An 890-nucleotide genomic window follows, 5' to 3' on the forward strand; every position below is an offset into this window, starting at 1 on the left:
ATGCAGGAATGCGTCATCGCCATCGATTATCGAGGCACGCCGGACAAGCTGGTCGCGGATTTCATTTCGGTGGTAAACCGCGTCTCCCAAGGCCACGATAGCCAAGTTGCGATGTAGTGGCGCGCCATGTTTGTCGTGTCCATGTCTTCGGAATACGCATGCGGTTCGGCTTCGATCCGGCTCGGCCCGGCGGCGCGCATGCAGGGTCAGTATGACCGCAGCCTCGCCGCTCCAGGAACGCATTCGCAATCAGCTTCGGGCTCAGTTCTTCGAGCGAATTCAAGTCGGTGAGCGGATCAACGAGGCGGAGATCGCGGCGACCCTTGGCGTCTCGCGTACACCTGTGCGTCACGCTCTGGTGCAATTGCAGGGTGAAGGGGTCGTAACTTACGAGCCCAACCGCGGCTTGATTGCTCGAAGCGATCCAGCCGGGCGCTCGCCGAGATCAGGTGGGGTCGCTTTCTCTCGACGAGAAAGTGATGCGCGACATGGCACTCGGTGTCCTGGATGGATCATCAGCGAGCGGGCACTGCTGGCGCGCTACAATGCGACGCCGGGCGCGCTGACCTCGACGTTGCGCCGGCTGATGCGCGACCAACTCGCCGAACCGTCTCCCGAAGGCCGACATCGAAAGGCTGCTGCGCGAGATCAACGGCGAGGCGGATGAGCGGGACGATCAAGCCGCTTGAATTCGACGGCGCGTGCCCGCCGCAGCCCAGCTGCAAAGGCGCCGGTTCAATGTTTGATTCACTGAACCGCTCCAACTCATTGTTTTTGCGCGGCTACTGAAGGAAGGCCGCTGCACGCCTTTCCTGGAGTTGCGCTACAGAAATTATCCCCGGCCCAGGATCATCTCCGCTGCCCGGTGCCCGATCATCATGCTGGGGGCA

General features: G+C 61.8%; 2 protein-coding genes. Both read left to right on the forward strand.

Annotation, left to right across the window (positions count from 1 at the left end; translation table 11 throughout):
* The first annotated feature begins 211 nt into the window (after positions 1 to 211).
* Positions 212 to 667 carry a GntR family transcriptional regulator gene (locus EOC06_RS21470; RefSeq protein WP_128308733.1) on the forward strand — a complete coding sequence of 152 codons (456 nt, stop codon included), beginning with the start codon at positions 212 to 214 and terminating at the stop codon, positions 665 to 667.
* Entirely contained in the window at positions 664 to 789 is a 126-nt protein-coding gene (locus EOC06_RS44870; RefSeq protein ID WP_281062094.1) for a hypothetical protein, read from the forward strand. The genes EOC06_RS21470 and EOC06_RS44870 overlap by 4 nt, the downstream gene beginning before the upstream one ends.
* Positions 790 to 890: the final 101 nt, after the last annotated feature.

The sequence above is a fragment of the Mesorhizobium sp. M7A.F.Ca.MR.362.00.0.0 genome, assembly GCF_004023175.1.
Lineage (GTDB): Bacteria > Pseudomonadota > Alphaproteobacteria > Rhizobiales > Rhizobiaceae > Mesorhizobium.